21 protein-coding genes and 1 pseudogene are annotated in these 23,368 nt (G+C 63.3%); 14 read left to right on the forward strand and 8 right to left on the reverse strand.

Annotation, left to right across the window (positions count from 1 at the left end):
• Nucleotide 1 precedes the first annotated feature (1 nt).
• The 4 genes from BLT09_RS25565 to BLT09_RS25580 are packed head-to-tail and all read left to right on the forward strand — an operon-like array spanning nucleotide 2 to nucleotide 4,539.
• A complete protein-coding gene (locus BLT09_RS25565; RefSeq protein ID WP_091598233.1) occupies nucleotides 2–1,189 on the forward strand; it encodes a beta-ketoacyl-ACP synthase in 1,188 nt (395 codons plus the stop codon).
• A 19-nt stretch (nucleotides 1,190–1,208) separates the two neighbouring features.
• Nucleotides 1,209–2,480, forward strand: a complete 1,272-nt coding sequence (locus BLT09_RS25570; RefSeq protein ID WP_091598236.1) for a beta-ketoacyl-ACP synthase — start codon at nucleotides 1,209–1,211, stop codon at nucleotides 2,478–2,480.
• A 35-nt stretch (nucleotides 2,481–2,515) separates the two neighbouring features.
• Nucleotides 2,516–3,541 (forward strand): zinc-binding dehydrogenase, encoded by a 1,026-nt coding sequence (locus BLT09_RS25575; RefSeq protein ID WP_091598239.1) that lies wholly within the window; start codon nucleotides 2,516–2,518, stop codon nucleotides 3,539–3,541.
• Between the two features lie 2 nt (nucleotides 3,542–3,543).
• Nucleotides 3,544–4,539, forward strand: a complete 996-nt coding sequence (locus tag BLT09_RS25580; protein ID WP_091598243.1) for a lipid A biosynthesis lauroyl acyltransferase — start codon at nucleotides 3,544–3,546, stop codon at nucleotides 4,537–4,539.
• A gap of 127 nt (nucleotides 4,540–4,666) precedes the next feature.
• Here BLT09_RS25580 and BLT09_RS25585 read toward each other — a convergent pair whose 3' ends face one another.
• A complete protein-coding gene (locus BLT09_RS25585; RefSeq protein WP_023802979.1) occupies nucleotides 4,667–5,290 on the reverse strand; it encodes a TetR/AcrR family transcriptional regulator in 624 nt (207 codons plus the stop codon).
• Nucleotides 5,291–5,410: 120 nt separating this feature from the next.
• Here BLT09_RS25585 and BLT09_RS25590 point away from each other — a divergent pair, with 120 nt between their 5' ends.
• The gene (locus BLT09_RS25590) at nucleotides 5,411–6,004 is read left to right on the forward strand and encodes an SDR family NAD(P)-dependent oxidoreductase (protein ID WP_091598315.1); all 594 of its coding nucleotides are present in this window, start codon (nucleotides 5,411–5,413) and stop codon (nucleotides 6,002–6,004) included.
• Between the two features lie 133 nt (nucleotides 6,005–6,137).
• Here BLT09_RS25590 and BLT09_RS25595 read toward each other — a convergent pair whose 3' ends face one another.
• On the reverse strand, nucleotides 6,138–7,034 hold the full coding sequence (locus tag BLT09_RS25595; RefSeq protein WP_091598246.1) for a LysR family transcriptional regulator: 897 nt from the start codon (nucleotides 7,032–7,034) through the stop codon (nucleotides 6,138–6,140).
• Nucleotides 7,035–7,130: 96 nt separating this feature from the next.
• On the opposite strand from BLT09_RS25595, the gene BLT09_RS25600 reads away from it, so the two are divergent.
• The gene (locus BLT09_RS25600) at nucleotides 7,131–8,336 is read left to right on the forward strand and encodes an MFS transporter (protein ID WP_091598249.1); all 1,206 of its coding nucleotides are present in this window, start codon (nucleotides 7,131–7,133) and stop codon (nucleotides 8,334–8,336) included.
• A gap of 103 nt (nucleotides 8,337–8,439) precedes the next feature.
• Nucleotides 8,440–8,742, forward strand: coding sequence for a LysR substrate-binding domain-containing protein (locus BLT09_RS35905; protein WP_091598252.1), 303 nt, complete (start codon nucleotides 8,440–8,442; stop codon nucleotides 8,740–8,742).
• Between the two features lie 56 nt (nucleotides 8,743–8,798).
• On the opposite strand, the gene BLT09_RS25610 is transcribed toward BLT09_RS35905, so the two are convergent.
• The 3 genes from BLT09_RS25610 to BLT09_RS25620 form a co-directional block, all read right to left on the reverse strand.
• Complete coding sequence (locus BLT09_RS25610; RefSeq protein WP_091598255.1) at nucleotides 8,799–9,581, reverse strand: ATP-binding cassette domain-containing protein; 783 nt, start codon at nucleotides 9,579–9,581, stop codon at nucleotides 8,799–8,801.
• Complete coding sequence (locus BLT09_RS25615) at nucleotides 9,574–11,829, reverse strand: ABC transporter permease (protein WP_091598258.1); 2,256 nt, start codon at nucleotides 11,827–11,829, stop codon at nucleotides 9,574–9,576. The genes BLT09_RS25610 and BLT09_RS25615 overlap by 8 nt, the downstream gene beginning before the upstream one ends.
• Before the next feature lie 83 nt (nucleotides 11,830–11,912).
• The gene (locus tag BLT09_RS25620; RefSeq protein WP_091598261.1) at nucleotides 11,913–12,995 is read right to left on the reverse strand and encodes a substrate-binding domain-containing protein; all 1,083 of its coding nucleotides are present in this window, start codon (nucleotides 12,993–12,995) and stop codon (nucleotides 11,913–11,915) included.
• 246 nt (nucleotides 12,996–13,241) lie between these two features.
• Between BLT09_RS25620 and BLT09_RS25625 the strand changes: the two genes are divergently transcribed.
• Nucleotides 13,242–14,645: a selenium-binding protein SBP56-related protein gene (locus tag BLT09_RS25625; protein ID WP_091598264.1), complete on the forward strand. Its 1,404-nt coding sequence runs from the start codon at nucleotides 13,242–13,244 to the stop codon at nucleotides 14,643–14,645.
• A gap of 3 nt (nucleotides 14,646–14,648) precedes the next feature.
• On the forward strand, nucleotides 14,649–15,311 hold the full coding sequence (locus BLT09_RS25630) for a hypothetical protein (RefSeq protein ID WP_208602544.1): 663 nt from the start codon (nucleotides 14,649–14,651) through the stop codon (nucleotides 15,309–15,311).
• Here BLT09_RS25630 and BLT09_RS25635 read toward each other — a convergent pair.
• Entirely contained in the window at nucleotides 15,308–15,736 is a 429-nt protein-coding gene (locus tag BLT09_RS25635; RefSeq protein WP_023802989.1) for a L,D-transpeptidase, read from the reverse strand. The two genes, BLT09_RS25630 and BLT09_RS25635, sit on opposite strands and share 4 nt — an antisense overlap.
• 229 nt (nucleotides 15,737–15,965) lie before the next feature.
• Here BLT09_RS25635 and BLT09_RS25640 point away from each other — a divergent pair, with 229 nt between their 5' ends.
• The 5 genes from BLT09_RS25640 (at nucleotide 15,966) to BLT09_RS25665 (ending at nucleotide 22,559) form a co-directional block, all read left to right on the forward strand.
• The gene (locus BLT09_RS25640; RefSeq protein WP_091598270.1) at nucleotides 15,966–17,246 is read left to right on the forward strand and encodes an acetylornithine deacetylase/succinyl-diaminopimelate desuccinylase family protein; all 1,281 of its coding nucleotides are present in this window, start codon (nucleotides 15,966–15,968) and stop codon (nucleotides 17,244–17,246) included.
• A gap of 130 nt (nucleotides 17,247–17,376) precedes the next feature.
• Nucleotides 17,377–18,852, forward strand: coding sequence for an ABC transporter substrate-binding protein (locus BLT09_RS25645; RefSeq protein WP_091598273.1), 1,476 nt, complete (start codon nucleotides 17,377–17,379; stop codon nucleotides 18,850–18,852).
• Nucleotides 18,853–19,108: 256 nt separating this feature from the next.
• Nucleotides 19,109–20,056: an ABC transporter permease gene (locus tag BLT09_RS25655; RefSeq protein WP_091598279.1), complete on the forward strand. Its 948-nt coding sequence runs from the start codon at nucleotides 19,109–19,111 to the stop codon at nucleotides 20,054–20,056.
• Nucleotides 20,053–20,922 carry an ABC transporter permease gene (locus tag BLT09_RS25660; RefSeq protein ID WP_091598282.1) on the forward strand — a complete coding sequence of 290 codons (870 nt, stop codon included), beginning with the start codon at nucleotides 20,053–20,055 and terminating at the stop codon, nucleotides 20,920–20,922. Before BLT09_RS25655 ends, BLT09_RS25660 begins: the two co-directional genes overlap by 4 nt.
• Nucleotides 20,919–22,559 carry an ABC transporter ATP-binding protein gene (locus BLT09_RS25665; protein WP_091598285.1) on the forward strand — a complete coding sequence of 547 codons (1,641 nt, stop codon included), beginning with the start codon at nucleotides 20,919–20,921 and terminating at the stop codon, nucleotides 22,557–22,559. The genes BLT09_RS25660 and BLT09_RS25665 overlap by 4 nt, the downstream gene beginning before the upstream one ends.
• Before the next feature lie 22 nt (nucleotides 22,560–22,581).
• On the opposite strand, the gene BLT09_RS25670 is transcribed toward BLT09_RS25665, so the two are convergent.
• Both BLT09_RS25670 and BLT09_RS34450 read right to left on the reverse strand, forming a co-directional pair.
• A complete protein-coding gene (locus BLT09_RS25670; RefSeq protein ID WP_091598288.1) occupies nucleotides 22,582–23,013 on the reverse strand; it encodes a TerB family tellurite resistance protein in 432 nt (143 codons plus the stop codon).
• Nucleotides 23,014–23,157: 144 nt separating this feature from the next.
• Nucleotides 23,158–23,368 (reverse strand): annotated as a pseudogene (locus tag BLT09_RS34450) (hypothetical protein); the annotation flags it as partial.

Consider the following 23,368-nt stretch of genomic DNA (forward strand, 5'->3'; position numbering starts at 1 on the left):
CATGAGCCGCCACGACGTCGTCATATCAGGCATCGGCCTTGTCTCTTCGCTGGGAGAAGGTCCGGATGCGCATTGGCGCAAGCTCGTCCACCCCGGCCTGGAGCCGGTGCTCGAAGCCGCGCGCTTCTCGCCCTACACCGTCCACCCGCTGCCGGAGATCGACTGGAACCTGCAGATCGCCAAGCGCGGCGACCAGCGGCAGATGGAAACCTGGCAGCGGCTTGGCACCTACGCCGCCGGCATGGCGCTGGACGACGCCGGCATCAAGGGCAATGACGATCTCTGCACGACGATGGACATGGTGGTGGCTGCCGGCGGCGGCGAGCGCGACGAGGCGGTCGACGCCGACATTCTCGCCGCTTCGGAAAGCCGTAACGACCGCGACGTGCTGCTCAACGAGAAACTGACCACCGAATTGCGGCCGACGCTGTTTCTGGCGCAGCTTTCCAACCTGCTCGCCGGCAACATCTCGATCGTCCACAAGGTGACCGGCTCGTCGCGCACCTTCATGGGCGAGGAAGGTGCCGGCGTCGCCGCCGTCGAGACAGCCGCCGCGCGCATCCGCTCCGGCCAATCGACGCATATCCTGGTCGGCGGCGCATTCCAGACCGAACATTCCGACATGCTGCTTGGCTATGAGCTGGCCGGCTACTTGCATCGCGGCCCCTGGAGACCGGTCTGGCAGAGACAGGGCCTGGACGGCGGCGGCGTGGTGACTGGATCGGGCGGTGCGTTTCTCGTCCTGGAACAGCGCGAGCACGCGATCAGCCGCGGGCGAAAGATCTATGCCGAACTCGGCCCGGTCGTATCCGGACGCGCCATACGCCGGCAGGGCGAGCTCGATGCCGAGATTGCCGCGCTGCTCAGCCAGGCGGCATTGCCGAACGGCGAGCTGCTGACGATTTCAGGCGCTTCGGGTGCCCATGCCGCGACTGCTGCCGAGAAATCGGCGCTCGACGCCAATCCGGCGATTGCCGCACGCGGTTTTTCGACGCTGACCGGCCACATGAAGGAAGCGCAGTTTCCCTTCGCCGTGGCGCTGGCTGCATTGGCTGTCGAACGCAAGGCCGCCTACCCGGCTTTTGACGCCGCCACCGAGAAGCCGTTCAACGGCATTCCCAGGACCGTGCTTGCAACGGCGATCGGCTATCACCAATTCGAGGGCATGGCGTTGGTCAACGCCGCCTAGAGGGTTTCGGGACAAAAACATGGCCAATCTGAACGACCACATGGGCAGGCCGATCGTTGCCGTCACCGGCATCGGCGTGGTGACGTCGCTGGGCGTCGGCAAGGCCGACAATTGGGCAGCGCTCACCGCGGGCACGTCCGGCATCCATCCGATCACCCGCTTTCCGGTCGACCATCTGAACACCCGCATCTCCGGCACGGTCGATTTCCTGCCGTCGAGCTCCAAGGGCGCTTCCCTTCTTACCTACGACCTCGCCGAGATCGCCGCGCAGGAAGCCGTGGCCGAAGCCGGCCTCGATTCGGGCGATTTCGGCGGGCCGCTTTTCCTCGCCTCGCCGCCGGTCGAGCTCGACTGGAGCGAGCGCTTTTCGCTGTACAATTCCGACAAGCACGACGTCGGCGCCGAACGGCTGCTTCGCGTGGCGCGCGGCTTGAAGGGGCTCGATGTTTTCGAGACCACCCAGTTCGGTTCGATCGCCGACCGGCTCGCCGACCGTTTTGGCACGCGCGGCCTGCCGATCACGCTGTCGACGGCCTGCGCCTCGGGCGCCACCTCGATCCAGCTCGGTGTCGAGGCGATCCGCCGCGGCGAATGCGACCGGGCCCTGTCGATCGGCGCCGACGGCTCGGCGACCGCCGAGGCGCTGATCCGTTTCTCGCTGCTTTCCGCACTCTCCACCCACAACGACATCCCCGAAAAGGCGTCAAAACCGTTTTCCAGGGATCGCGACGGTTTTGTCCTCGCTGAGGGTTCTGGCGCGCTTGTGCTGGAATCGCTCGAGGCGGCACTCGCCCGCGGCGCGACGATTCTCGGCATCCTGCGCGGCTGCGGCGAGAAGGCCGACGATTTCCACCGCACCCGCTCGAAGCCGGATGGCTCGCCGGCGATCGCGGCGGTTCGCGCGGCGCTGGGCGATGCCGGCTTGGGCGAGGACGAGATCGATTATGTCAACGCCCATGGCACCTCAACGCCGGAAAACGACAAGATGGAGCATTTGTCGCTGTCGACCGTGTTCGGCGAGCGGATCGGCTCGATGCCGATCTCGTCGAACAAATCGATGATCGGCCACACGCTGTCGGCCGCCGGCGCGGTCGAGGCGGCGTTTTCGCTGATGACCATGCGCGAAAGCGTCATCCCGCCGACCATCAATTACGACAATCCCGATCCAGCGATCGTGCTCGACGTGGTGCCGAACCAGAAGCGCAACGCCGAGGTCGGCACGGTGCTGTCGAACTCCTTCGGCTTCGGCGGCCAGAACACCTGCCTTGTCATGGCGCGGGAACCAGTCTAAGCGACCGTTCTTCGCCAACAGAACCGACAGGCTCCATGCGCGCATTGCAACTTATCGAGGACCGCCGCCTTGAAACGGTGGACCTGCCGCTTCCGCCGCAGCCTGCGCTGGGCGAAGTGACGCTGCGCATCAAGGCCGTGGCGCTCAATCATATCGACGTCTGGGGCTGGCGCGGCATGGCCTTCGCCAAGCGCAAGCTGCCGCTGGTCGTCGGCGCCGAAGCCTCGGGCGAGGTCGAGGCGGTCGGCCCCGGCGTCTCCAGCCTTGTGCCGGGGCAGCTTGTATCGATCTACGGCGCGCGCACCTGCGGGCTTTGCCGCGCCTGCCGCGAAGGCCGCGACAACCTCTGCGAGCATGTCTCGGGCGTTCACGGCTTCCATCTCGACGGCTTTGCGCAAGAGAAGATAAACCTGCCGGCGCGCCTGCTGGTCCCTGCCCCGCCCGGCGTGACCGACGTCGGCGCCGCCGTCGCGCCCGTCACCTTCGGCACGGTCGAGCACATGCTGTTCGACAATGCCAGGCTGCAGGCCGGCGAAACCATCCTGATCCATGCCGGCGGCTCGGGAATCGGCTCCGCCGCGATCCAGCTGGCGAAGAAAATGGGCTGCACCGTGATCACCACGGTTGGCTCGAACGACAAGATCGACAAGGCGAAGGCGCTTGGCGCCGATCACGTCATCAACTACCGCGACGACCGTTTCGAAGGCGTCGTGCGCAAGCTGACGAAGAAGAAGGGCGTCGATGTCGTCTTCGAGCATGTCGGCGCCGACACCTTTGCCGCCTCGATGCTGTGCCTGAAACGCGGCGGCCGCCTGGTGACCTGCGGCTCGACCTCGGGCGTTTCGACGCAGATCAACCTGATGCAATTGTTCCAGCAGCAGCTGAAGCTGCTCGGCTCGTTCGGCTGCCGCATGCAAAACATGGCCGACGCCATGCAGAAAATGGCGGCGGGGCTGGTTTCTCCGGTTATCGACACCGAAGTCGGCTTCGACGGCATCGACGCCGCGCTGAAGCGCATGGAAGGCCGCGACGTGTTCGGCAAGATCATCCTGCGCGTCTAGGAATGGTCGGCACCGCCTTCAAAAAACTCCGCCGGGACCTGGCGTTCCGCCACGGCAGGCGGCTGCGCCAGTTCAACTACTGGCTGCTGGCGCGCGTCGCCATGACGATGATCTGGCTGCTGCGCCGGCTGCCGGTCGACAGCGCGCTCAATTTCGCCGACCGCGCCGCCCGCCGCATTGGCCCTTGGGTGGGGCGCCATAACGTCGCCATCGCCAATCTGCGCAAGGCTTATCCGGAAAAGAGCGACAAGGAGATCCAGGCCATCGCCTCCGACATGTGGGGCAACATGGCTCGCCTTGCCGCGGAATACGTCTTTCTCGATGCCCTGTTCGACTACGATCCCGCCGCGACAAAACCGGGCCGCATCGAGGTCAAGGGGGTCGAGCACTTCGTGCAAATCGCCGGCGAGCAAAAACCGCATATCATCTTCACCGGGCATCTCGGCAATTTCGAGCTGCTTCCGGTGGCGGCAGCCACGTTCGGCATGAACATCACGGCGCTGTTTCGTCCGCCCAACAACCCCTACCTTGCCGACTACATCCTCTCGACACGCCGCTCGACCATGGGCTCGCTCCTGCCCTCCGCGACCGGCGCTTCGTTCGCGCTGGCGGCCATCCTGGAGAAAGGCGGCAATATCGGCGTGCTCGTCGACCAGAAATTCTCGAGCGGGCTCGAAACGACTTTTTTCGGCCGCCCATGCGAGAGCAACCGGGTCCTGGGCACCCTGGCGCGGCACTATGACTGCGATGTCTATCCGGCGCGCTGCGTGCGCCTGCCGGGCAACCGCTTCCGGCTCGAGATCGAGGACAAACTGACCTTGCCGCGCACCGCCGCCGGCAGTGTCGACGTCCATGGCACCACCCAGCTGCTCAACGACGTGGTCGAGCGCTGGGTGCGCGAGGATCCCGGCCAGTGGATGTGGTTCCACAAAAGATGGGAAATCAGCGGCCCGCGCGGGAAGCACAAGCGGGCGAGGAACCGCGGCGAAGCCGCCTGAGTAGAAGTGAGTGACAGCAATTATGCTATTGTTGGCAATGTTCTAATTGCGCCACCGACCCCGCCCGGTTGCCGACGCGGGTTTGTTTAGTCACCGATCGCTCGGTGGCCTGTCCTGGCAAGACCAATCAGCCAACCGAAGCGGCGCCATAGCGAAGTCCATCCACCAGCAAGCCAACCATCCGTCGTGCCTGGTCGGGGCCTCCGCCATAGCGGTCTGGTGAGCAGAGCCTGGCAATCGCGAACAATAGTTCTTTCGCATCAACGTCCGAGCGAACGTCGCCAGCTTCGGTCGCGGCATCCAGCAAGGTCTGCAGCGCGGGCCGAAGTTTCTCAAGAAAATACAGCGGCAAAGACTCATATGCCGGATCGCCGGAGGAGAAGGCCGCGGCGAGTCCACGCTTGGCAGCGATAAAGTCCACGTAACGCTGCATCCATCGGGCGAGCGCTTCGCCGGGTTCATATTCGGCGGCAATGGCAGATGCAGCATTTGCGCAGGCATCCACTTCGTTACGGAAGACCGCCACGATCAGGTCCGAACGCTGCGGAAAATGCCGATAAAGCGTACCCACGCCAACGCCGGCCTTATCGGCGATCTCTCGCACCGGAGCATCGACCCCCGAAGCCGCAAACACTGCCATTGCTGCTTCGAGCAGCGCCTTGGAGTTGCGTTGCGCGTCCGCACGCACGCGCCGATCCGTCGAGTTTACGGGCTCCAAGCCACCACCCCGCTCCTCCGATTTGTCGTCCATGATTTTTCCACTTGATAAACGGAACGATGTTCCGTATAAAACGGAATGCAGTTCCGATTGGGAAAATTAGCACAGCATGGCGCCGTTGCCTACACGTCAATGCAAAAAGAGGAGATCACCATGCGGGTCAAACCTATTGCCCTGGTCACTGCAGCCAACAAGGGCATCGGCCTCCAGATCGCCAGGGACCTGGCGACGCACGGCCTCACCGTGCTCGTAGGGTCGCGCAAGCTCGAGCATGCGGAGACGGCTGCAAAGAGCATCGGCGCGGATGCCCGCGCCGTCCAACTCGATGTCACGAACCAGGCCTCGATCGCCGCCGCGGCAAAGCGCATCCGTAACGAGTTCGGTCGCCTCGACGTCCTGGTGAACAATGCAGGCACTTCCGATGCGGGAAAGCAGGGCATCTCGCATGCGGCGCCCCTCGAGGGAAGCGCGGTGTTCGAGACCAACGTGTTCGGCGTCGTCGCCGTCACGCAGGCGATGTTGCGGCTGCTTGGTGAAGCGCCGGCGGCACGCATCGTCAGCGTCGACCCGTCCAGTCCACAGCGCGCGTTGTTCGGCCCTGTTTACAGCCCCTCGGAGACTGCCCTCGATGCGACGACGCTCGCCTTCGCCATCGAATTTGAGGATGCCGGCGCCGACGCTGCCTGCCCCGGCTTCACTTCGACGAACCTCGACAGCTTCGAGGGCACGGCCGAACGGGCCGCGTGAGTCCTTCGCCTCGCGCTCCTCGACGCTAACGGGTCCGATGGGCATGTTCCCCCAGGATCAGGCGGCGCACCCTGGCTCCGGTGCCGATCGAGCCCACGTCGTGATCTGCGATCTTGGGGCGGGTCGAAAGGGTCTATCGAGATTGATACCGGAAAGCCGCGACAAAGGCTGCAAACGCCGGCGATTGATTGCGTCGGCTGGGATAGTAAAGATGATAGCCTTGAAAGGTCGGGCACCAGTCGGCAAGGACTTCCTCGAGCCGACCACCCTCAACATGGGGTTGAACAAGATCCTTCGGTGCATAGGCCAAACCGATGCCGTCGAGGGCCGCGTCAAGCGCCGGCGCGATATTGTTCAGGGTCAGCTGGCCGTCCACACGGACGCTGAACTCGCGTCCGTTCTTCCTGAATTCCCAGGCATATAGCGCGCCTGAGCTGGGAAGCCGCAGGTTGATGCAGTTGTGGTCGGTCAAGTCCTGAGGGCTTTTCGGCGCACCCCGACGAGCGAAATAATCGGGTGAGCCGACGACGGCATAACCGACATCGGGACCAATGCGAACGGCCACCATGTCACGGGCGATTGCCTCGCCAAGTCGAACACCGGCATCGAACTGACGCTCGACGATGTTGGTGAAGCCGTTGTCGACAATGAGCTCCACATTGATGTCCGGGTAGTCTCGCAGGAACGCTGGCAGCCTGGGGCGAAAGACCAGATTGACGGCATCATCGGGGCACACGATACGGATCTGGCCCGAGGGCTGGCCGCGCAGGGCGCTGATCGCGCTGATCCCGGCGGCAATGCTTTCGAAATGCGGCTCGATGCTTTCGACGAGGCGTTCTCCGGTCGCCGTGGGCGCCACATCGCGGGTCGTGCGAGAGAGCAGACGGACGCCAAGCCGTTCCTCCATTGCCCTGATCGTATGGCTGAGGGCCGATCGGGTAACACCCAATTTGGTCGCCGCTCGCGTAAAACTTCGCTCCCGGGCGACCTCAAGGAAGGCTCGCATCTCACTGAACTCGTCACGCGGCATTGGTGAGCTCCGTTCACTACGACATGCAGATTATAGCTGCTAGTCTGACAAGGCCAGCCCGGCTACCTAGTCTTTCGACGGACAGGAGCGCACGAAATGGCTATCGAACTGACACTGGATGACACGCTGGCGGCTGAAGGGCCGGTAACGCCATGGGCCGCCGTCACCTGCCTCTCGCTTTTGACCTTTCTTCTCGTCGGCCTGGAGTTCATGCCGGTGAGCCTGTTGACTCCGATTGCGCAGGATCTGGCCATCTCGGAAGGCCAGGCCGGACAGGCGATCGCCGTGTCGGGGTTCTTTGCCGTGATCACCAGCCTGTTCGGCAACGCGCTGCTGGCCAGGTTCGACCGGAGAACGGTCGTCCTGCTCTACACGGCAGTGCTGGTCGCATCGAGTTTGGCTGTTGCCCTCGCTCCCAACTTCCTGGTGTTTCTGGCCGGACGGGCCCTGGTCGGGATCGCGATCGGCGGCTTCTGGTCGCTCTCCACGGCCATTTTGGCGCGCCTGGCCTCAGGCTCCGACCTGCCCAAGGCGATCGCCCTGCTGCAGGGCGGAACTGCATTGGCGATCGTCATCGCCGCACCGCTCGGCAGCTTCCTCGGCGAATTGATCGGGTGGCGGGGCACCTTCTTCGTCACAGTCCCGGTCGGCGTCGCGGCGCTCGTCTGGCAACTGGCCATTCTGCCGAAGATGCCGCCAATGGAGGCCGTTTCGGTATCCAGCATGTTCCGTCTGCTGCGCAATCGGACATTCACCATCGGCATGGCCGCAACTGGACTCGCTTTCATGGGAATGAATTCGCTGTCGATCTATCTGCGCCCATTCCTTGAAAGCGTCACCGGCCTCGACGTGAACGCCCTGTCGCTGGTGCTGCTGGGCCTCGGCCTAGGAGGCCTGGCGGGACTGTCCATCGCCGGCTTTGTTCTCCGGCGAAACCTCACCGCCGTGCTGATCGGGCTGCCGAGCGCGCTTGCGCTCCTCGCCCTGCTCCTGATCGCAGTGGGACCGGTGCTTTGGGCCACGGCTTCGCTTCTGGTTCTTTGGGGGCTGTTCAACACCCCGATTCCGGCGGCGTGGGGTACATGGATGGCTCAGATCATTCCCTACGATCTTGAAGCTGGAGGCGGGCTGCAGGTCGCATTGATCCAGTTCGCCATCGCCGGCGGCGCTTCCGCGGGCGGCATGCTGTTCGACACTGCCGGCTGGTGGAGCGCCTTCCTGCTCGCCGCCGCCCTGCTGGCGGGCTCAGCCCTGCTCGCCGCTGCCGCCAGCCCTCGCGCTGCTGCGGTGCAGAACCTTTGATCGCGGAGGGACAGCGCCCGGACAGCGCCCCCCTCTGTCCGGCAGGACAGACGGGGACGCGAAGGATCACTACAGAGCGCTTTTATTCTGAACCGCCGCATTCTTGGCTGGGCTGGGCATTGCTGCGCTGCCCGACTTCCTTACCGACGTGCCGATCGCGGAGGGTACATTGAGACAAGTGATGGCGGATTATCCCTCGCCAGAGGCGGGGATCTATGTGGTGCGGCCACCTGGCGGGATTGCGCCCAGAAAGGTGCGTGCGCTGATTGACATCCTCATCGAATGGTTCGGCGCCCGTTGGGTGCAATCAATGCGACCTTCGGGTGGTGATCGCGGCGCAACGGCGAGAAAGCGCAGCCAACACCGGTCCCTTCGCCATCTCGGGCCACAATCTCGATGGACTTAGAGCGGGTGGTTTTAGCCGCATTTCTGCGACGCCAGGAGAAAAGTGATCCTGATCGGTCAAAGCATTGCCTCATCGGCCGTAAGTGCATGCTCTCGCGTGCCGGAGACGATGATCTCCAGGACCTCATGCTCGTCGGTGTTTTTGATGTAGCGATCGCCGACGTTCTCGCCGCGCTTAAGCACCATCACGCGGTCGCCCACAGCGAAGATGTCAACGAGGCGGTGGGAGATGATGATCTGGGCAACGCCCTGCTTTTTCAGTTCCAGCATGGTTTCGAGCAGCCGCTCGGTCGCCATCACCGAGAGATTGGCGGTCGGCTCGTCGAGTATCACCACGCGCGGCTGAAAGGAGATAGCGCGGGCAATCGCCACCGATTGCTGGCGGCCGCCCGAAAGGCTCTCGACCTTTTGATAGACGGAGTTCACGTCGACCTTGAGCCGCTTCAGCACACTGTCGGCTTCCGCGTACATTTTCCGCCGATTGACGAAAAGGCCCCTGCGCGGCCAACGGCCAAGAAAGATATTCTGACCGACATCCATATTCCCGCAAAGAGCGAAATCCTGGTAGATCATCTCGATGCCGGCGTCGCGGCTTTCGTGCGGGCTCTTGAAGTGCACCGGCTGCCCGGCGACGAAGATCTCGCCGCCCGCGTCGCGCTGGTAGGCGCCGGTCAGGATCTTCATCAGCGTCGACTTGCCGGCCGAGTTGTCGCCGACGAGGCCCAGGATCTCGCCGGGATAGAGCACGAGGTCGACATTGCGGAGCGCTTGCACCGCACCGAAGGCTTTTTCGATGCCCCGCATTTCTACGATCGGTGCAGGCCTGGTCGCGTCACGCATGGGTCGTTTCCGCCGTCCTTGTGCGCCGCGCGAGGCGCGCCCGCAGGCGGCCGAAGATGTTGGCCTGGCGCACCCAGATGTCGATCAGCACCGCCACGATCAGGATGCCACCGATGAAGACGTTGATCCAGTGCTGCGGCATGGTAAAGCCCTGGACGTTGAGCTGCAGCAGCGCCCGGATCAGGGTGATCACCGCCGCCCCGGCGAGCGCCCCGATCACGGTGCCGTAGCCGCCGAAGATCGAACCGCCGCCGATGATCACCGAAGCGATGGCGTCGAGCTCGCGGAACTGGCCGGCCACCGGGTTGAAGCTGCGGAAGTAGGCGACGTTGATGATCCCGGCCATTGTCGCGCAGAGCGCCGCCAGCATGAGCGCGAAGAACCGCACCCGGTTGGTGTTGATCCCGGCATAAGCGGCGGCGCGAATGTTGCCGCCGGTCGCATAGACCTTCTGCCCGAACGGCATGTAGGCGAGCACGACGCCGGCAATGAGGGCGACCAACAGCATCCAGATGGTCTGGACGCTCACCACCTCGGCGATCGAGCGCAGCAGCCCGTCCGGCAGCGAGATGCGGTAGTGCAGCAGGATGTCGTTCACCTTGCGGCCAAGCAGGTTGTAGCCCTCGGGCCAGCCGGTGAGCTGCTGCCCGGCGACGAACCAGGCGGCGAGGCCGCGGGCGATGTAGAACATGCCGAGCGTGGCGATGAAGGCCGGCAGCTTGAAGCCGACGGTGACGATCGCGTTGACGAGGCCGGCGCACATGCCCGCCAGCAGGCCCATCGCCACGGCGGTCACGGGGTCGGCGCCGAGGACCTTGAGGAAATAGGCGGCTGTGCTGCCGGCGAGGGCAAGCACCGCCCCGACGGAGAGGTCGATATCGCCGGCGGCGATGACGTAGGTGAGCCCGATGGTGATCAGCGCAAGCTCGGTGTAGTTGAGCAAGATAGCGAAGCTGTTGGACAGGTTCCACCAGTAGTCCGGCCGGAGCGCGAGGCCGGTCAGCCACAGGAGCGCGGTCAGGATGATGGCGAGCGCGTCGCGCCGGGCGAGGAACTTGCCGAACCCGGTGGCCGACAACGCCATGTCGGTCGCCATCGCGCCCTTGGTCTGCACCCCCTCGATCGCGATGCCGCCGATCTCGTAGGCCGGTGGCGGCGGCCGGCCGCGGAGCCAGGCCCAGAGGCGGCCTGCCACCTGGCGGCGGATGAGATAGGGCTCGATGAGCACAGCGACGACGAGTAGCAGCCCGAGGAACACCGGCACCGCGCCGACCGGTAGCGAGAAAACGGCGTTGACCGTGATCTCCTCGTCGCCGATCTTGATGATGCGCGTGATCGGCCAGCCCTCGCGCAATACCTTGTCGAGCAGCACCACCAGAAGGGCGCCAAGGCAGGATCCGGCGACCCGGCCGCGGCCGCCGAGGATCGAGGCGCCGCCGATGATCACGGCGGCAATGACGGTCAGCTCACCGCTGACGCCGTAGAGCGGCGTCACGCCCTTGTCCTGCGCAGCTGACATCAAGCCGGCCAGCGCCGCGCAGAGCGAGGAGATCAGGAAGGCTCGGATGCGCACCCAGTTGGTCGGGATGCCGGCATAGGACGCCGCCTGCTCGTTGCCGCCGGTGGCGAAGGTCTCGTAGCCCCAGCGCGTCTTGGCAAGCACATAGGCGCCGATCACGGCGACAACGAGGAAGATCACGATCTGGTTGTTGAAGCCGAGGAGGTTGGTCTCGCCGAGGTGAAAAAAACCCGGATAGCCGGTCGCCTTGGCAGGGTAGTAGATCGCTTGGCCGTGAGTGAGCGCCAGCACGAAGCCGCGGCCGATGAAGAGGACGGTCAGCGTGGCGATGAACGCCGGCACCTTCAGGATGGTGACGAGCACGCCGTTGATCAGCCCGATAAGCGTGCCGAGCAGCAGGCAGAGGATCACCGACGTGACGACGCCGAGGTCAAGGAAGTTCGGCGCGAACAGCCTGGCGAAGACGACGGCGACTAGGCCGTAAGTTGAACCGACCGAAAGATCGAGATCCTTGTTGACGATGACGAAGGTCACTCCGACCGCGATGATGGCAACCCGCGAGGTGTCGCGGAGCAGCGAGTGAAACGCTCCTGTTGAGCCGAAGAACGCGGGATTGACGAGAGCGCCGCCGAGATAGAGCAGCAAAAGCAACGCAACGAGCCCCGCCTCCCAGCCGCCGACAATCTGGGACGGCGCACGGCCGAGCGATGTGGTCGCGGTAAGCGCCATGGTCTCTTCTGGTTGATTTCCTGCTGCCGCATTGCGGGAGAGCCTGCGCTCTCCCGCAATGATTTCAGACGTTTCGAGTGGACTCAGTTCTCGAAGCGCTTGCCGACATCCTCGACGGTCTCCTTCGTCACCAGCTGGGCGCGTGTGTCGAGGTTGGCCGCCGCGATGCCGCGGTCGATCTCCAGATAGAGCTGCATGACCGGCCAGAAGCCCTGCAAGAAGGGCTGCTGCCCGAGCGCGCCGGTCAGATCGCCGCTCTTCATCGCGTCCTGCTGGGCCGGGCCGAGGTCGAAACCGTAGGCGCAGATCTTGCCGGTCAGTCCGGTCTGAGCGACGGCCTTGGCAAGCGCCGGCGTAAACACGTTGTTGCCGGCGAACGCGCCAACGACGTCGCCGCGCGATTCAAACAGCGTCACGATGCCGTTCACCGGGTCATTCGGATTGGTGTCTATACCGGTGTTCTCCGGACCCGCGTCGACCTTGAAGGCATCAAGCTTGCCGGCATCCTTCAAGCCCTTGACGATGGCGTTGAAAGCCGAAGTGACGCGGTTGTTCACCTCGATGTTGCCCATTGCGGTCGACGACGGCAGGACGATCGAACCCTTCTCGATACCCTTGTCCGCGAGGCACTTGACGAGCGCCTCGCCGGCGATTGCGGCAGCGGAGGCGTCCTGGCCGGTGTGGCCGATGCCGCTGCGGTTGAGGAGCGTGCCGTCAAAGGAATTGGTCGTAGCGACCGGTATCCCCTTCGCCTCGGCAGCCTTGACGATGTCGTTGTAGGCGCCGACCTGGGGCGTTGTCATGATCAGCCCATCGATCGTCGGATCCTGCACGATCTGGTTCAGGATTTCGATCTCGCGGGCAGGGTCGTCAGTCGGCGATTCCGAGCCGAGCAGCAGGACCTTGGCGCCGATCAGGTTGCCGGCGACGGTCGCGCCGACGTAGACCGGATCGAAGAAGCCATTGCCGGCAGTGTGTGTCACGATAGCGAATGTGAGGTGACCATCGGCCGAATGGAAGTCCTTGGTACCGGGGGCCTCCTTTGCGGCTTCTTCGAAGCTGTAGCCGCCGACCGCCTTGTCGACGCCGCCCGATTGTGCGTAGGCGTTCGATACGCCGAGCGATAACGCCGCGGCACATGCCGCGAGCGAGAAAATACGTTTCATGATTATCCTCCCTTGCAACCAACGGTCGGAAGCCGTTCGGGCGCATTTATTCAGGATTCCGAATGCTCCCTCCCACCCCGTATATTCTGCCCAAAGTCTGCCCACGTAAATAGTGCTAGCGCGACGCGGTGTCAGACAGACGAGGAGACTTGGTGTATTGTGATCCCTACCTGGGCCGCATTTCAAAAGGGAGCGACACGGAGAGCACCAAAAAAAGTTTCACAAACGCGTAGGGAGGATACCGCGATGAATCTGCGACCAGACCCCACATTCTATCCGTCACCTAAGCTGGCTATGGAAGGGCCGCCGGAAACTCTGGCCTACACGTTGATGCTTAGCCCGGACTTCTCGCAACCCGACGGTTTGGCTGTGGTGAATGTCGATCCAAATTCGCCGGATTTCGGCAAGATCGTCCACACTGTGATCATGCCAAACAAGGGCGATGAGTTTCATCACTTCGGCTGGAATGCGTGTTCTTCGGCGCTATCACCACTGACTGGCCACGCCTTTTTGGAGCGTCGTTATCTGATCATTCCGGGCATTCGTTCGTCGCGCATCTACATAATTGATGTGAAGGGCGGGCCGACAGCCGCCAAGATTCACAAGATCATCGAACCCGCAGAAGTCTTTGCCAAGACGGGCTATTCCCGCCCGCATACGATCCACTGCGGACCCGAGGGCATCTATGTCTCGACCCTCGGCGGCGGCGGCAAGGACGGTACCGACGGTCCTCCGGGCATTTTCATCATGGATTGCCAGACCTTCGATGTCATTGGCCGCTATGAGATAGATCGTGGCGCCCAGGACAAGCACTACGATTTCTGGTGGAACCTGCCGCGCGACTACATGGTCAGTTCCGAATGGGCCCTGCCGCCGCAGTTCGAAAACGGCATCGTCCCTGAGGATCTACTGTCCAACAAGTACGGCCACCGCATGCATTTCTGGGATCTGCGTGCGCGTAAGAACATTCAGACGATCGATCTGGGCGCCAATCACCAAATGGCGCTCGAAATCCGCCCGGCGCATGATCCAGTCCAGCAATACGGCTTCTGCGGCGTTGTGGTCGATACCACCAATCTCGAAGGCTCGATCTGGACTTGGTGGCGCGACGCAGATGGCAAGTTCCAGGCCAAGAAGACGGCGGTCATCCCGCCTCAACCGGCCAATGCCGACGATCTGCCGGATCTTCTGAAGGGTTTCTCGGCGGTGCCCCCTCTGGTCACCGACATCGACCTCAGCCTCGACGACAAGTATCTCTATGTGGCTTGTTGGGGTACGGGTGAAATGCATCAATACGATGTCAGCGACCCGATGAAGCCGGTTCTGGCGGGCAAGGTCGAACTGGGTGGGATCGTCAAGAAGACCAAGCACCCCTGTGGCAAGGTCTTCGGCTATGGGCCACAGATGGTCGAGATTAGCCGCGACGGCAAGCGTGTCTATTGGACCAATTCGCTCTACTCGACCTGGGACGATCAGTTCTATCCCGGTGAGCGCGGCGGGGCGATGGTGAAGGCCGATGTTGGCGCCAATGGTGGCCTGACGCTCGACACCAACTTCTTCGTCGAGTTCCCCAAAGGCTATCGAACGCACCAGATCCGGCTTGAAGGCGGCGACTGCTCTACCGACAGTTTCTGCTACCCATCAGTCTAGGTGTTGCCCGAACTCCTTTCGACCACAGCCGGCCTCTGGTTTGCTGTGGTCGCCAGCGGGATTTACCATGGCGTAAACCCGGGTATGGGCTGGCCGCTTGCTGTTTCGGCCGCCCTGATGGAACGGCGACCCTATGCGCTGCCGGGCGCACTTCTGGCGCTGGCGTTCGGGCATCTTGTCGCCATGACGGTGGTCCTCTTGCCCTTCGCGCTGATGACCATGCTGGTTGATTGGCAAACCGAGATCCGCGTTGGCGCAGGTCTAATTGTCGTCGCGCTCGGAGTCTGGCTGCTCTTCAACCGGCGGCATCCTAGATTTCTGGCGCGCGTGCCGCCGTCGCGACTGGCGCTCTGGTCCTTTCTCGTCGCCGTCGCGCATGGCGCCGGCCTGATGCTGGTGCCGATCTACCTCGGCCTGTGCGGCGTCGTTGAAACGGATGCCGGGCACCGTGCCGCGACCGCCCTCATTGCACGAACTGCAGCGCTCTCGATCGGCGTGGCAGCGGTCCACACCGGCGCGATGATCACTGCGGGCGGCGCTTTGGCCTTCGGCGTCTATCGGTGGCTGGGATTAAGGTTTCTTTCGAAAAGCTGGTTTGATCTGGATGTGATCTGGGCGCTAAGTCTAGTTCTGGTCGGGGCGATCGGCGTGTTTTCCGCGCTCTAGTTGGTCACCACGATCCGTGTGTTGCGAAAGCCGGCTTGCCGCACCATCGAATAGAAGGCGGCGGCATTGGACGGGTGCAGTCGCACGCAGCCATGCGACGCTGGGCGCCCGAGAGATTTTACTGCGCCTGTGCCATGGATGGCATAGCCGCCGCGGTAGAACACCGAATGAGGCATCGGCGACATGTCGTATTTGCGCGAATACCACATCCGTGCCGTTCGTTGCGGCCGGTAGCTGCCGCGCGGCGTGATATAGCCTTTGCGCGCCGTGGATACGCGCCATCGGTAGACCGCCCGGCCGTATCTTACAGTCATCGTCTGCGATGACACGTCGATCCTTGCAACCAGCTTGGCTGCCCAGCCCTCGACCGAAGAACCGAACAGCATCGTTGCCAGTGCCGCTGCCATGAGAACGGTCTTTTTCATGCGATCAAACCCCTTTGATTGCCCTTGCCTGCCTGCCTTCACGCTATTTTTCATCCTTTAATCTCAAGTGAATGAGGTAACCACACACCTCTGACGAATTCACCAATCCAAAGCAGCGAATTTGAACGATCTCCCGCGATAGTTGCCGTGGCGACATGTAACCACATAACTAGGGCGCGACCCGCCAACAGGCTTGCCAAAACGCACCGTTGGCTGCTCAATTCGTCGAATGAACGAACTCCTGCTGAAAGCGGTCGATGATCGGGTCGACGACCTGGTCGCGCTGACCGCGGACCTGATCCGCTTTCCGACCATCAACCCGCCCGGCGAGGCCTATCGGCCATGCGCCGAATACGTCGGAGCGCGGCTGAAAAAGCGCGGCTTCGAAGTCGAATTCATCCGCGCCGAAGGCACGCCCGGCGACACCGACCGCTACCCGCGCGTCAACGTGGTCGCCCGCTTCGATGGCCGCTCGCCCGGCGCCTGCGTGCATTTCAACTCGCATATCGACGTGGTCGAAGCCGGCGACGGCTGGAGCCTCGATCCCTTCGCCGGCATCGTCAGGGATGGCAAGGTCCATGGCCGCGGCGCCTGCGACATGAAGGGCGGCCTGGCCTCCTCGATCATCGCCGCCGAGGCCTTCATGGAGGTTTTCCCCGACTTCCCGGGCGCCATCGAGATTTCGGGCACGGTCGACGAGGAGTCCGGCGGCTTCGGCGGCGTCGCCCATCTGGCAAAGCTCGGCTATTTCTCCAAGCCGAAGGTCGACCACGTCATCATCCCCGAGCCGTTGAACAAGGATCGCATCTGCCTTGGCCATCGCGGCGTCTGGTGGGCGGAGATCGAGACCAAGGGTGAGATCGCGCACGGCTCGATGCCGTTCCTCGGCGACAATGCGGTGCGCCATATGGGCGCCCTGCTAAGGGCTTTCGAGGACGATCTGTTCCCGGCGCTCGACCGCAAGGTGACGCGCATGCCGGTCGTGCCCGACGGGGCCAAGCGCTCGACCATGAACATCAACTCGATCCATGGCGGCCAGACCGAGGATTTCCGGCCTGGCCTGCCCTCGCCCAATGTCCCCGATTCCTGCCGGCTGACCATCGACCGCCGCTTCCTGCTCGAAGAGGATCTTGGCACGGTCAAGCGCGAGGTGACCGATATCCTCGACCGGCTGAAGCGCGAGCGCAAGAAATTCGACTACGAGATCCGCGATCTCATGGAGGTGCTGCCGCTGATGACCGAGCGCGATGCGCCGGTGGTCAAGGCGGTGGCGCGGGGCATCATGGAGGTATTCGACCGCGAGCCCGACTACGTGATCTCGCCCGGCACCTACGACCAGAAGCACATTGCCCGCATCGGCCACATCTACGACTGCATCGCCTATGGCCCGGGCATTCTCGACCTCGCCCACAGGCCCGACGAATGGGTGGGGATATCAGACATGGTCGAATCGGCCAAGGTGATGGCGATCGGGCTCAACGTGCTGCTGAGGGGCGCGGGCGCTCGGTAGCCGGTGATGGGCGGAAAAACATTCCTGCCGGCGCCGCCGGAAAGCACGAAACGCAATTTACTCCTTGGTGAAATCACGCTTCTATCCACCGGGTTTCGAGCATGTTTTTGAGCATATCGGGAGTTGCACGATGAAATTGTGGAAAACCATTCTCACCGCTGCGGCCCTGGTGCTGTCTGCCGAAACATCGGCATTTGCCGCGCGCGATCTGGTCATCGGCATCACGCTCGAACCTCCGCATCTCGATCCGACCGCAGGTGCTGCGGCGGCGATCGACGAGGTGCTTTACGCCAATGTGTTCGAGGGGCTGACCCGCATTGGCCCGAACGGCGAGGTGCTGCCGGCTCTCGCCGAAAGCTGGACCGTTTCCGACGACGGCAAGGTCTACACCTTCAAGCTGCATAGCGGTGTGAAATTCCATGACGGCACCGACTTCAATGCCGACGACGTCAAATTCTCGCTCGATCGCGCCCGTGCCGACAACTCCGTGAACGCACAAAAGGGCCTGTTCGCCGCCATCGATACGGTCGAAATGGTCGATCCGGCGACGGTCAGGATCACGCTGAAGAACCCGCAAAGTTCGTTCCTCTACAATATGGGCTGGGGCGACGCGGTCATCGTCGCGCCGGAGACAGCCGACACCAACAAGGAAACCCCTGTCGGCACCGGCCCGTTCAAGTTCCAGAACTGGGCCAAGGGCTCGTCGATCACGCTGATCAGGTCCGACGCTTACTGGGGTGCCCCGGTCTCCCTCGACAAGGCCGAGTTCCGCATCGTCACGGATGCCGCAGCCGCCGTTCCGGCGCTGCTTTCCGGCGATGTTCAGGCGTTCCCGTTCTTCGATCCCGACAGCGTCGCCCAGATCCAGGGCGACCCGCGCTTCAAGGTGGTGATCGGCGCGACCGAGGGTGAGACCATCCTTTCGATGAACAACAAGAAGCCGCCTTTCGACCGGCTGCAGGTCAGGCAGGCGATTTCGTTTGCGCTCGACCGCAAGGCGATCATCGACGGCGCCTCGGCCGGCCTTGGCGTGCCGATCGGCTCGCACATGTCGCCCGCCAACAAGGCCTATGTCGACCTCACCGGTCTCTATGCGCACAATGTCGAGAAGGCCAGGGAACTCTTGAAGGAAGCCGGCCTGGAGAACGGCTTCAAGGCGACGCTGAAACTGCCGCCACCCCCCTATGCGCGACTTGGCGGCGAGATCATCGCGTCGCAGCTTCGCGATGTCGGCATCGATCTGCAGATCGTGCCGGTGGAATGGGCGCAGTGGCTGGACCAGGTCTTCACCAAGAAGGACTACGACCTGACCATCGTTTCCCACACCGAACCCAACGACATCGATATCTATTCGCGCAAGGATTATTACTTCAACTACGACAACCCGACCTTCGACAAGATCATCGCCGATCTGAACCTCACCTCCGATGAGGCCAAGCGCATGACGCTGCTCGGCGAGGCGCAGAAGATACTGGCCGACGATGCCGTGGTCGGCTTCCTCTACGAACTGCCGAAAGTCGGCGTCTGGGACGCCAAGCTCGAGGGTTTTTGGGCAAATGCGCCGATCCAGGCCAATGATTTGACTAAGGTGAAGTGGACGGAGTGAGGGGCTGCTGGCCAAAGGGGCGAAGCTTGCAGCCGGTGGCACCCCCCTCTGTCCTGCCGGACATCTCCCCCTCAAGGGGGGAGATTGGCAGTTGCCATGCCGGTGCTAGCCCTGCAACGCTGATGATTAGCGAAAGCATCAATGAGGGCTTAATCTCCCCCCTTGAGGGGGAGATGTCCGGCAGGACAGAGGGGGGTTGGCGGGAACGCAACCTTCATCCAGTTGCCGCGCTGAACGGACCTGCGGTCCTCCCCCCATGACCGCCTATCTCCTCAAGCGTCTTGCCATCGCGCTCATCACGCTGGTCTTGGCCTCGATGGTGGTCTTCGCCGTGCTGGAGATCATTCCCGGCGACCCGGCGCGGCTGATGCTGGGCATGAATGCCAGCGCCGACCAGGTCGAGTTGCTGCGCAACCAGATGGGCCTCAACGCGCCGCTCGCCGCGCGCTATCTGCACTGGGCCGGCGGCTTGCTGAGCCTCGATTTCGGCCGTTCCTACACCTATTCGGTGCCAGTCATCGACCTGGTCCGCGAGCGCATCGTGGTCTCGCTGCCGCTGGCCCTGATCGCGCTGGCGCTGTCCACCATCATCGCCATTCCGGTCGGGCTGTTTTCCGTCGGCCGGCACGGGCGGGCCGGCGACACGATCGCGATGGGCGCCGCCCAGCTTGGTGTTGCCGTGCCGAACTTCTGGTTTGCGCTGATGCTGATCTACCTGTTTGCCGTCTGGCTGCGGCTGGTGCCGGCCGGCGGCTTTCCGGGATGGAGCGCCGGCGTCTGGCCGGCGCTGAAATCGCTGGTCCTGCCGGCGATCGCGCTCGCTCTGCCGCAAGCGGCGATCCTCGCCCGAGTCACCCGCTCGGCGCTGATCGAAGTGCTGAACGAGGACTATATCCGCACTGCCCGCGCCAAGGGTCTGCCCTATCGCGCGGTGCTGTGGCGGCACGCGCTGCGCAACGCAATGATCCCGGTGCTGACCATTCTCGGCCTGCAGTTCGCCTTCCTGCTCGCCGGCACCATCATCATCGAGAACGTCTTTTATCTCCCCGGCCTCGGCCGGCTGGTGTTCCAGGCGATCACCCAGCGCGACCTGATCGTCGTCGAAAGCGTCGTCATGCTGCTGGTCGCCGCCGTCATCGCCGTCAACCTGCTTGTCGATCTCTCCTATGCGGTCGTCGATCCGCGGCTGAGAAGCCGCCAATGACGCTGCGCTTCGACATCCCGGAGGAAAATTTTGCCGACATCCTCGTCAAGGCTTTCACCAACCGCTCGTTCCTCACCGGCTTCGTCATCACTGCACTTGTGGCGGCGGTCGCTATCGTCTCGTTCTTCTGGACGCCTTTTGACGTCACCAGGCTGATCATCGCCGACAAGACCCAGGCACCCTCGCCGGCGCACTGGTTCGGCACCGATCATTTCGGCCGCGACATTTTTTCCATGATCATGGTCGGCGCCCGCAATTCGATCGCGGTGGCGCTGGTGGCGGTCGGTATCGGCATGGGCGTTGGCGTGCCGCTCGGCGCCCTTGCCGCGGCGCGCGGCGGCGTCGTCGACGAGGCGGTGATGCGGCTGAACGATCTCGTCTTCGCCTTCCCTGCCCTGCTGTCGGCGATCATGATCACCGCCATCTTCGGCCCGGGCGCGCTCAACGCCATCGTCGCCATCGGCATTTTCAACATCCCGGTCTTCGCCCGCGTCGCCCGGGCCGGCGCGCTGGCGATCTGGCCGCGCGAATTCATCCTCGCCGCGCGTGCCGCCGGAAAAGGCAAAGCACTGATCACCATTGAACACGTGCTGCCCAACATCGTTACTTTGCTCCTGGTGCAAGGCACCATCCAGTTCGCGCTCGGCATCCTGGCCGAAGCCGGGCTTTCCTATGTCGGGCTCGGCACACAGCCGCCGATGCCGAGCTGGGGGCGGATGCTGTTCGATGCCCAGACGCGCATGGGGATGGCGCCGTGGATGGCGATCTTTCCAGGCATGGCGATCGTCGTCACCGTGCTTGGACTGAACCTGCTCGGTGACGGTATTGCCGACATCCTCGACCCAAAATCGCGGCGGCAGCGATGAGCCTGCTCGAAATCGAGAAATTGTCGCTGACGATCGGCGACACGCCGATCCTGAGGGATGTCGAGCTCGCCGTCGCGCCCGGCGAGGTGATGGGGCTGGTCGGCGAATCCGGCTCGGGCAAGTCGATCACGGCATTGACGGTGATGCGGCTTCTGCCCTGGGCGGCGCGCGCCAGCGGGCGCGTCGTCTTCGACGGCATCGACATCCTCGCTGCCAGCGAAGACCAGATGTGCGCGCTGCGCGGCGATGATATCGGCATGGTTTTCCAGGAACCGATGACGGCGCTAAATCCGGTCAAGACCATTGGCGAGCAGGTCGCCGAAGGCATCCGCTGGCACACCAGGGCAAGCCGCGCCGACGCCGAGGACCGCGCTCGAAAAATGCTCGACCGGGTCGGCTTGCCCGCAGCGCAATTTCCGCTGTCGCGCTATCCGCACGAGCTTTCCGGCGGCCAGCGCCAGCGCGTCGTCATCGCCATTGCCTGCGCGCTGAAACCAAAACTGCTGATCGCCGACGAGCCGACGACGGCGCTCGACGTCGTGCTGCAGGCGCAGATCCTCGACCTGTTGCGTGACCTGGTTTCAGAAAACCGCATGGGTCTGCTGTTGATCTCGCATGACCTCGCGGTGGTGACCGAAATGGCGGAGCGCATCACCATCCTGCGCCACGGCGAAGTGATGGAGGCCGGCGACACGGCCCGCACCCTATCCGAGCAGCTTCATCCCTACACAAGACAACTTGCGCAGGCCTCGATGCATGTGCCGGCGCGTGCCAGGACAAACGAGGTCGGCCAAGACAACCCCATGCTCCAGGCCAAACCTCTTCTTCAGGTAGAAAGCGTGACGCGGGACTATCCGGGACGGCGCAAATCGCTGCTGAAGCGCGCGGTTCCGACCCGCGCCGTCGACGATGTCTCGTTCTCGATCGATCCTGGGCAGTCTGTGGCGCTGGTCGGGCGTTCCGGTTGCGGCAAGTCCACGCTTGCCCGCATGGTCCTGGCGCTGGACGGGCCGACATCGGGAACGATCCGGTTTCGCGGCGAAGTCATCACCGACAAGAGCGAGGCGGAGCTCAAGCCGGCGCGCCGCGACATGCAGGTGGTGTTCCAGGACCCATACGGCTCCTTCGATCCGCGCCAGAAGGTGGAAAAACTGGTCGCCGAGCCACTGCATGTCCTGGACAAAAGGCCGACGAATGCAGAGCGGCGCGAGATGGTGGCAAAGGCCTTGCACGAGGTCGGCCTTGGTCCACGCGACATGGACAAATATCCGCACGAATTTTCAGGCGGCCAGCGCCAGCGCCTGTCGATCGCCCGCGCCATCATCACCCGCCCCAAGCTGGTCGTCGCCGACGAGCCGGTCTCGGCGCTCGACGTCTCGATCCGCGCCCAGATTCTCGATCTGTTCGCCGAGCTCAACCAGAAGCTCGGCGTTGCCTATCTGTTCATCACCCACGATCTGACCGTTGCCCGCGCCATTACCGACCAAGTGATGATCATGCATGCCGGCAAGATCGTCGAGCGCGGCAGGACGAGCGCGGTTCTCGACCATCCGCAGTCCGAAGCCGCCAAGGCGCTGGTCGCTGCGGCCCCGGATCTGCACCGCGCGATTGCCCGGCGGTTACAGGAACAGGGGTGAACAGCCGACCGTCGGGAGAGGCTTACTCTTCGGCCTTCACCACATCGGCCGGGCTGATGTCGAGCAAGTCGAGGGTGCGGCGCAAGAGCTGCATCTCTGTCCCGGCAAGTTGCGAATCGGCCTTGGCGATCTCGGCCATATGGCGGGCAAGCAGGCTGCGCCTCTCGACGTCGAGGTCACGGAACTGCGCGATGGCTTGCGAGCCGTTGGTCTCGTAGCCGAACTCGTTGAGATACTCGATGACGCTGTCGATGCTGGCTTCCGGAATGCCGAAGGCTTCCCGGCAGATGCGCCTGAAGGCGGCCATTTCACTCTCGTTGACCGTGCCGTCGGCCAAAATCATGCGAAACAGCATCAGCAGTTCCGCCGACAGCACCGGATCGTCCGCGACCTTGCGCACGCCGGGGTCGCCGTCGAAGATCGAGCGTATCTGGTCCAGCAACGCGAATGCCATCAGCGACCCCTTTCCGATTCGTTGCAAATAGGTAGCGCGGAATCGGCCTTGCGCAAATGGTCGGCTGCTCTTCCCTTCTCCCCTTTGTTTGGACCGGAGACATCGCGAACAGGTGTGCGAAGACATCGCGAACAGTTTGCCATCCTATCGATCAATGGCATTGAGGTCGATGGTTTCTATTTTCTGATGTCTGAACCAGGCGTCGAAGACGCCGTCGGCAGCGGTTGGGCGAAAGGCGACGGACTTTCCGGCGAAGGCCCTGCACAGGCGCACGTTGTGGCCGAGAATGGAGACGAAGCCATGCTGCTGAACGCGGCGGATGAGATCGTCCTTGGCATAGTCGAACGGCTCGACG

Origin of the sequence: Mesorhizobium muleiense (genome assembly GCF_900099905.1) — a bacterium.
Lineage (GTDB): Bacteria > Pseudomonadota > Alphaproteobacteria > Rhizobiales > Rhizobiaceae > Mesorhizobium > Mesorhizobium muleiense.

Bases quoted from the DNA above. Each gene is read 5' to 3' on its own strand.
- BLT09_RS25565 (WP_091598233.1), top strand. From the start codon at position 2: ATGAGCCGCCACGACGTCGTCATATCAGGCATCGGCCTTGTCTCTTCG.
- BLT09_RS25570 (WP_091598236.1), top strand. From the start codon at position 1,209: ATGGCCAATCTGAACGACCACATGGGCAGGCCGATCGTTGCCGTCACC.
- BLT09_RS25575 (WP_091598239.1), top strand. From the start codon at position 2,516: ATGCGCGCATTGCAACTTATCGAGGACCGCCGCCTTGAAACGGTGGAC.
- BLT09_RS25580 (WP_091598243.1), top strand. From the start codon at position 3,544: ATGGTCGGCACCGCCTTCAAAAAACTCCGCCGGGACCTGGCGTTCCGC.
- BLT09_RS25585 (WP_023802979.1), bottom strand. From the start codon at position 5,290: ATGGACGACAAATCGGAGGAGCGGGGTGGTGGCTTGGAGCCCGTAAAC.
- BLT09_RS25590 (WP_091598315.1), top strand. From the start codon at position 5,411: ATGCGGGTCAAACCTATTGCCCTGGTCACTGCAGCCAACAAGGGCATC.
- BLT09_RS25595 (WP_091598246.1), bottom strand. From the start codon at position 7,034: ATGCCGCGTGACGAGTTCAGTGAGATGCGAGCCTTCCTTGAGGTCGCC.
- BLT09_RS25600 (WP_091598249.1), top strand. From the start codon at position 7,131: ATGGCTATCGAACTGACACTGGATGACACGCTGGCGGCTGAAGGGCCG.
- BLT09_RS25610 (WP_091598255.1), bottom strand. From the start codon at position 9,581: ATGCGTGACGCGACCAGGCCTGCACCGATCGTAGAAATGCGGGGCATC.
- BLT09_RS25615 (WP_091598258.1), bottom strand. From the start codon at position 11,829: ATGGCGCTTACCGCGACCACATCGCTCGGCCGTGCGCCGTCCCAGATT.
- BLT09_RS25620 (WP_091598261.1), bottom strand. From the start codon at position 12,995: ATGAAACGTATTTTCTCGCTCGCGGCATGTGCCGCGGCGTTATCGCTC.
- BLT09_RS25625 (WP_091598264.1), top strand. From the start codon at position 13,242: ATGAATCTGCGACCAGACCCCACATTCTATCCGTCACCTAAGCTGGCT.
- BLT09_RS25635 (WP_023802989.1), bottom strand. From the start codon at position 15,736: ATGAAAAAGACCGTTCTCATGGCAGCGGCACTGGCAACGATGCTGTTC.
- BLT09_RS25640 (WP_091598270.1), top strand. From the start codon at position 15,966: ATGAACGAACTCCTGCTGAAAGCGGTCGATGATCGGGTCGACGACCTG.
- BLT09_RS25645 (WP_091598273.1), top strand. From the start codon at position 17,377: ATGAAATTGTGGAAAACCATTCTCACCGCTGCGGCCCTGGTGCTGTCT.
- BLT09_RS25655 (WP_091598279.1), top strand. From the start codon at position 19,109: ATGACCGCCTATCTCCTCAAGCGTCTTGCCATCGCGCTCATCACGCTG.
- BLT09_RS25660 (WP_091598282.1), top strand. From the start codon at position 20,053: ATGACGCTGCGCTTCGACATCCCGGAGGAAAATTTTGCCGACATCCTC.
- BLT09_RS25665 (WP_091598285.1), top strand. From the start codon at position 20,919: ATGAGCCTGCTCGAAATCGAGAAATTGTCGCTGACGATCGGCGACACG.
- BLT09_RS25670 (WP_091598288.1), bottom strand. From the start codon at position 23,013: ATGGCATTCGCGTTGCTGGACCAGATACGCTCGATCTTCGACGGCGAC.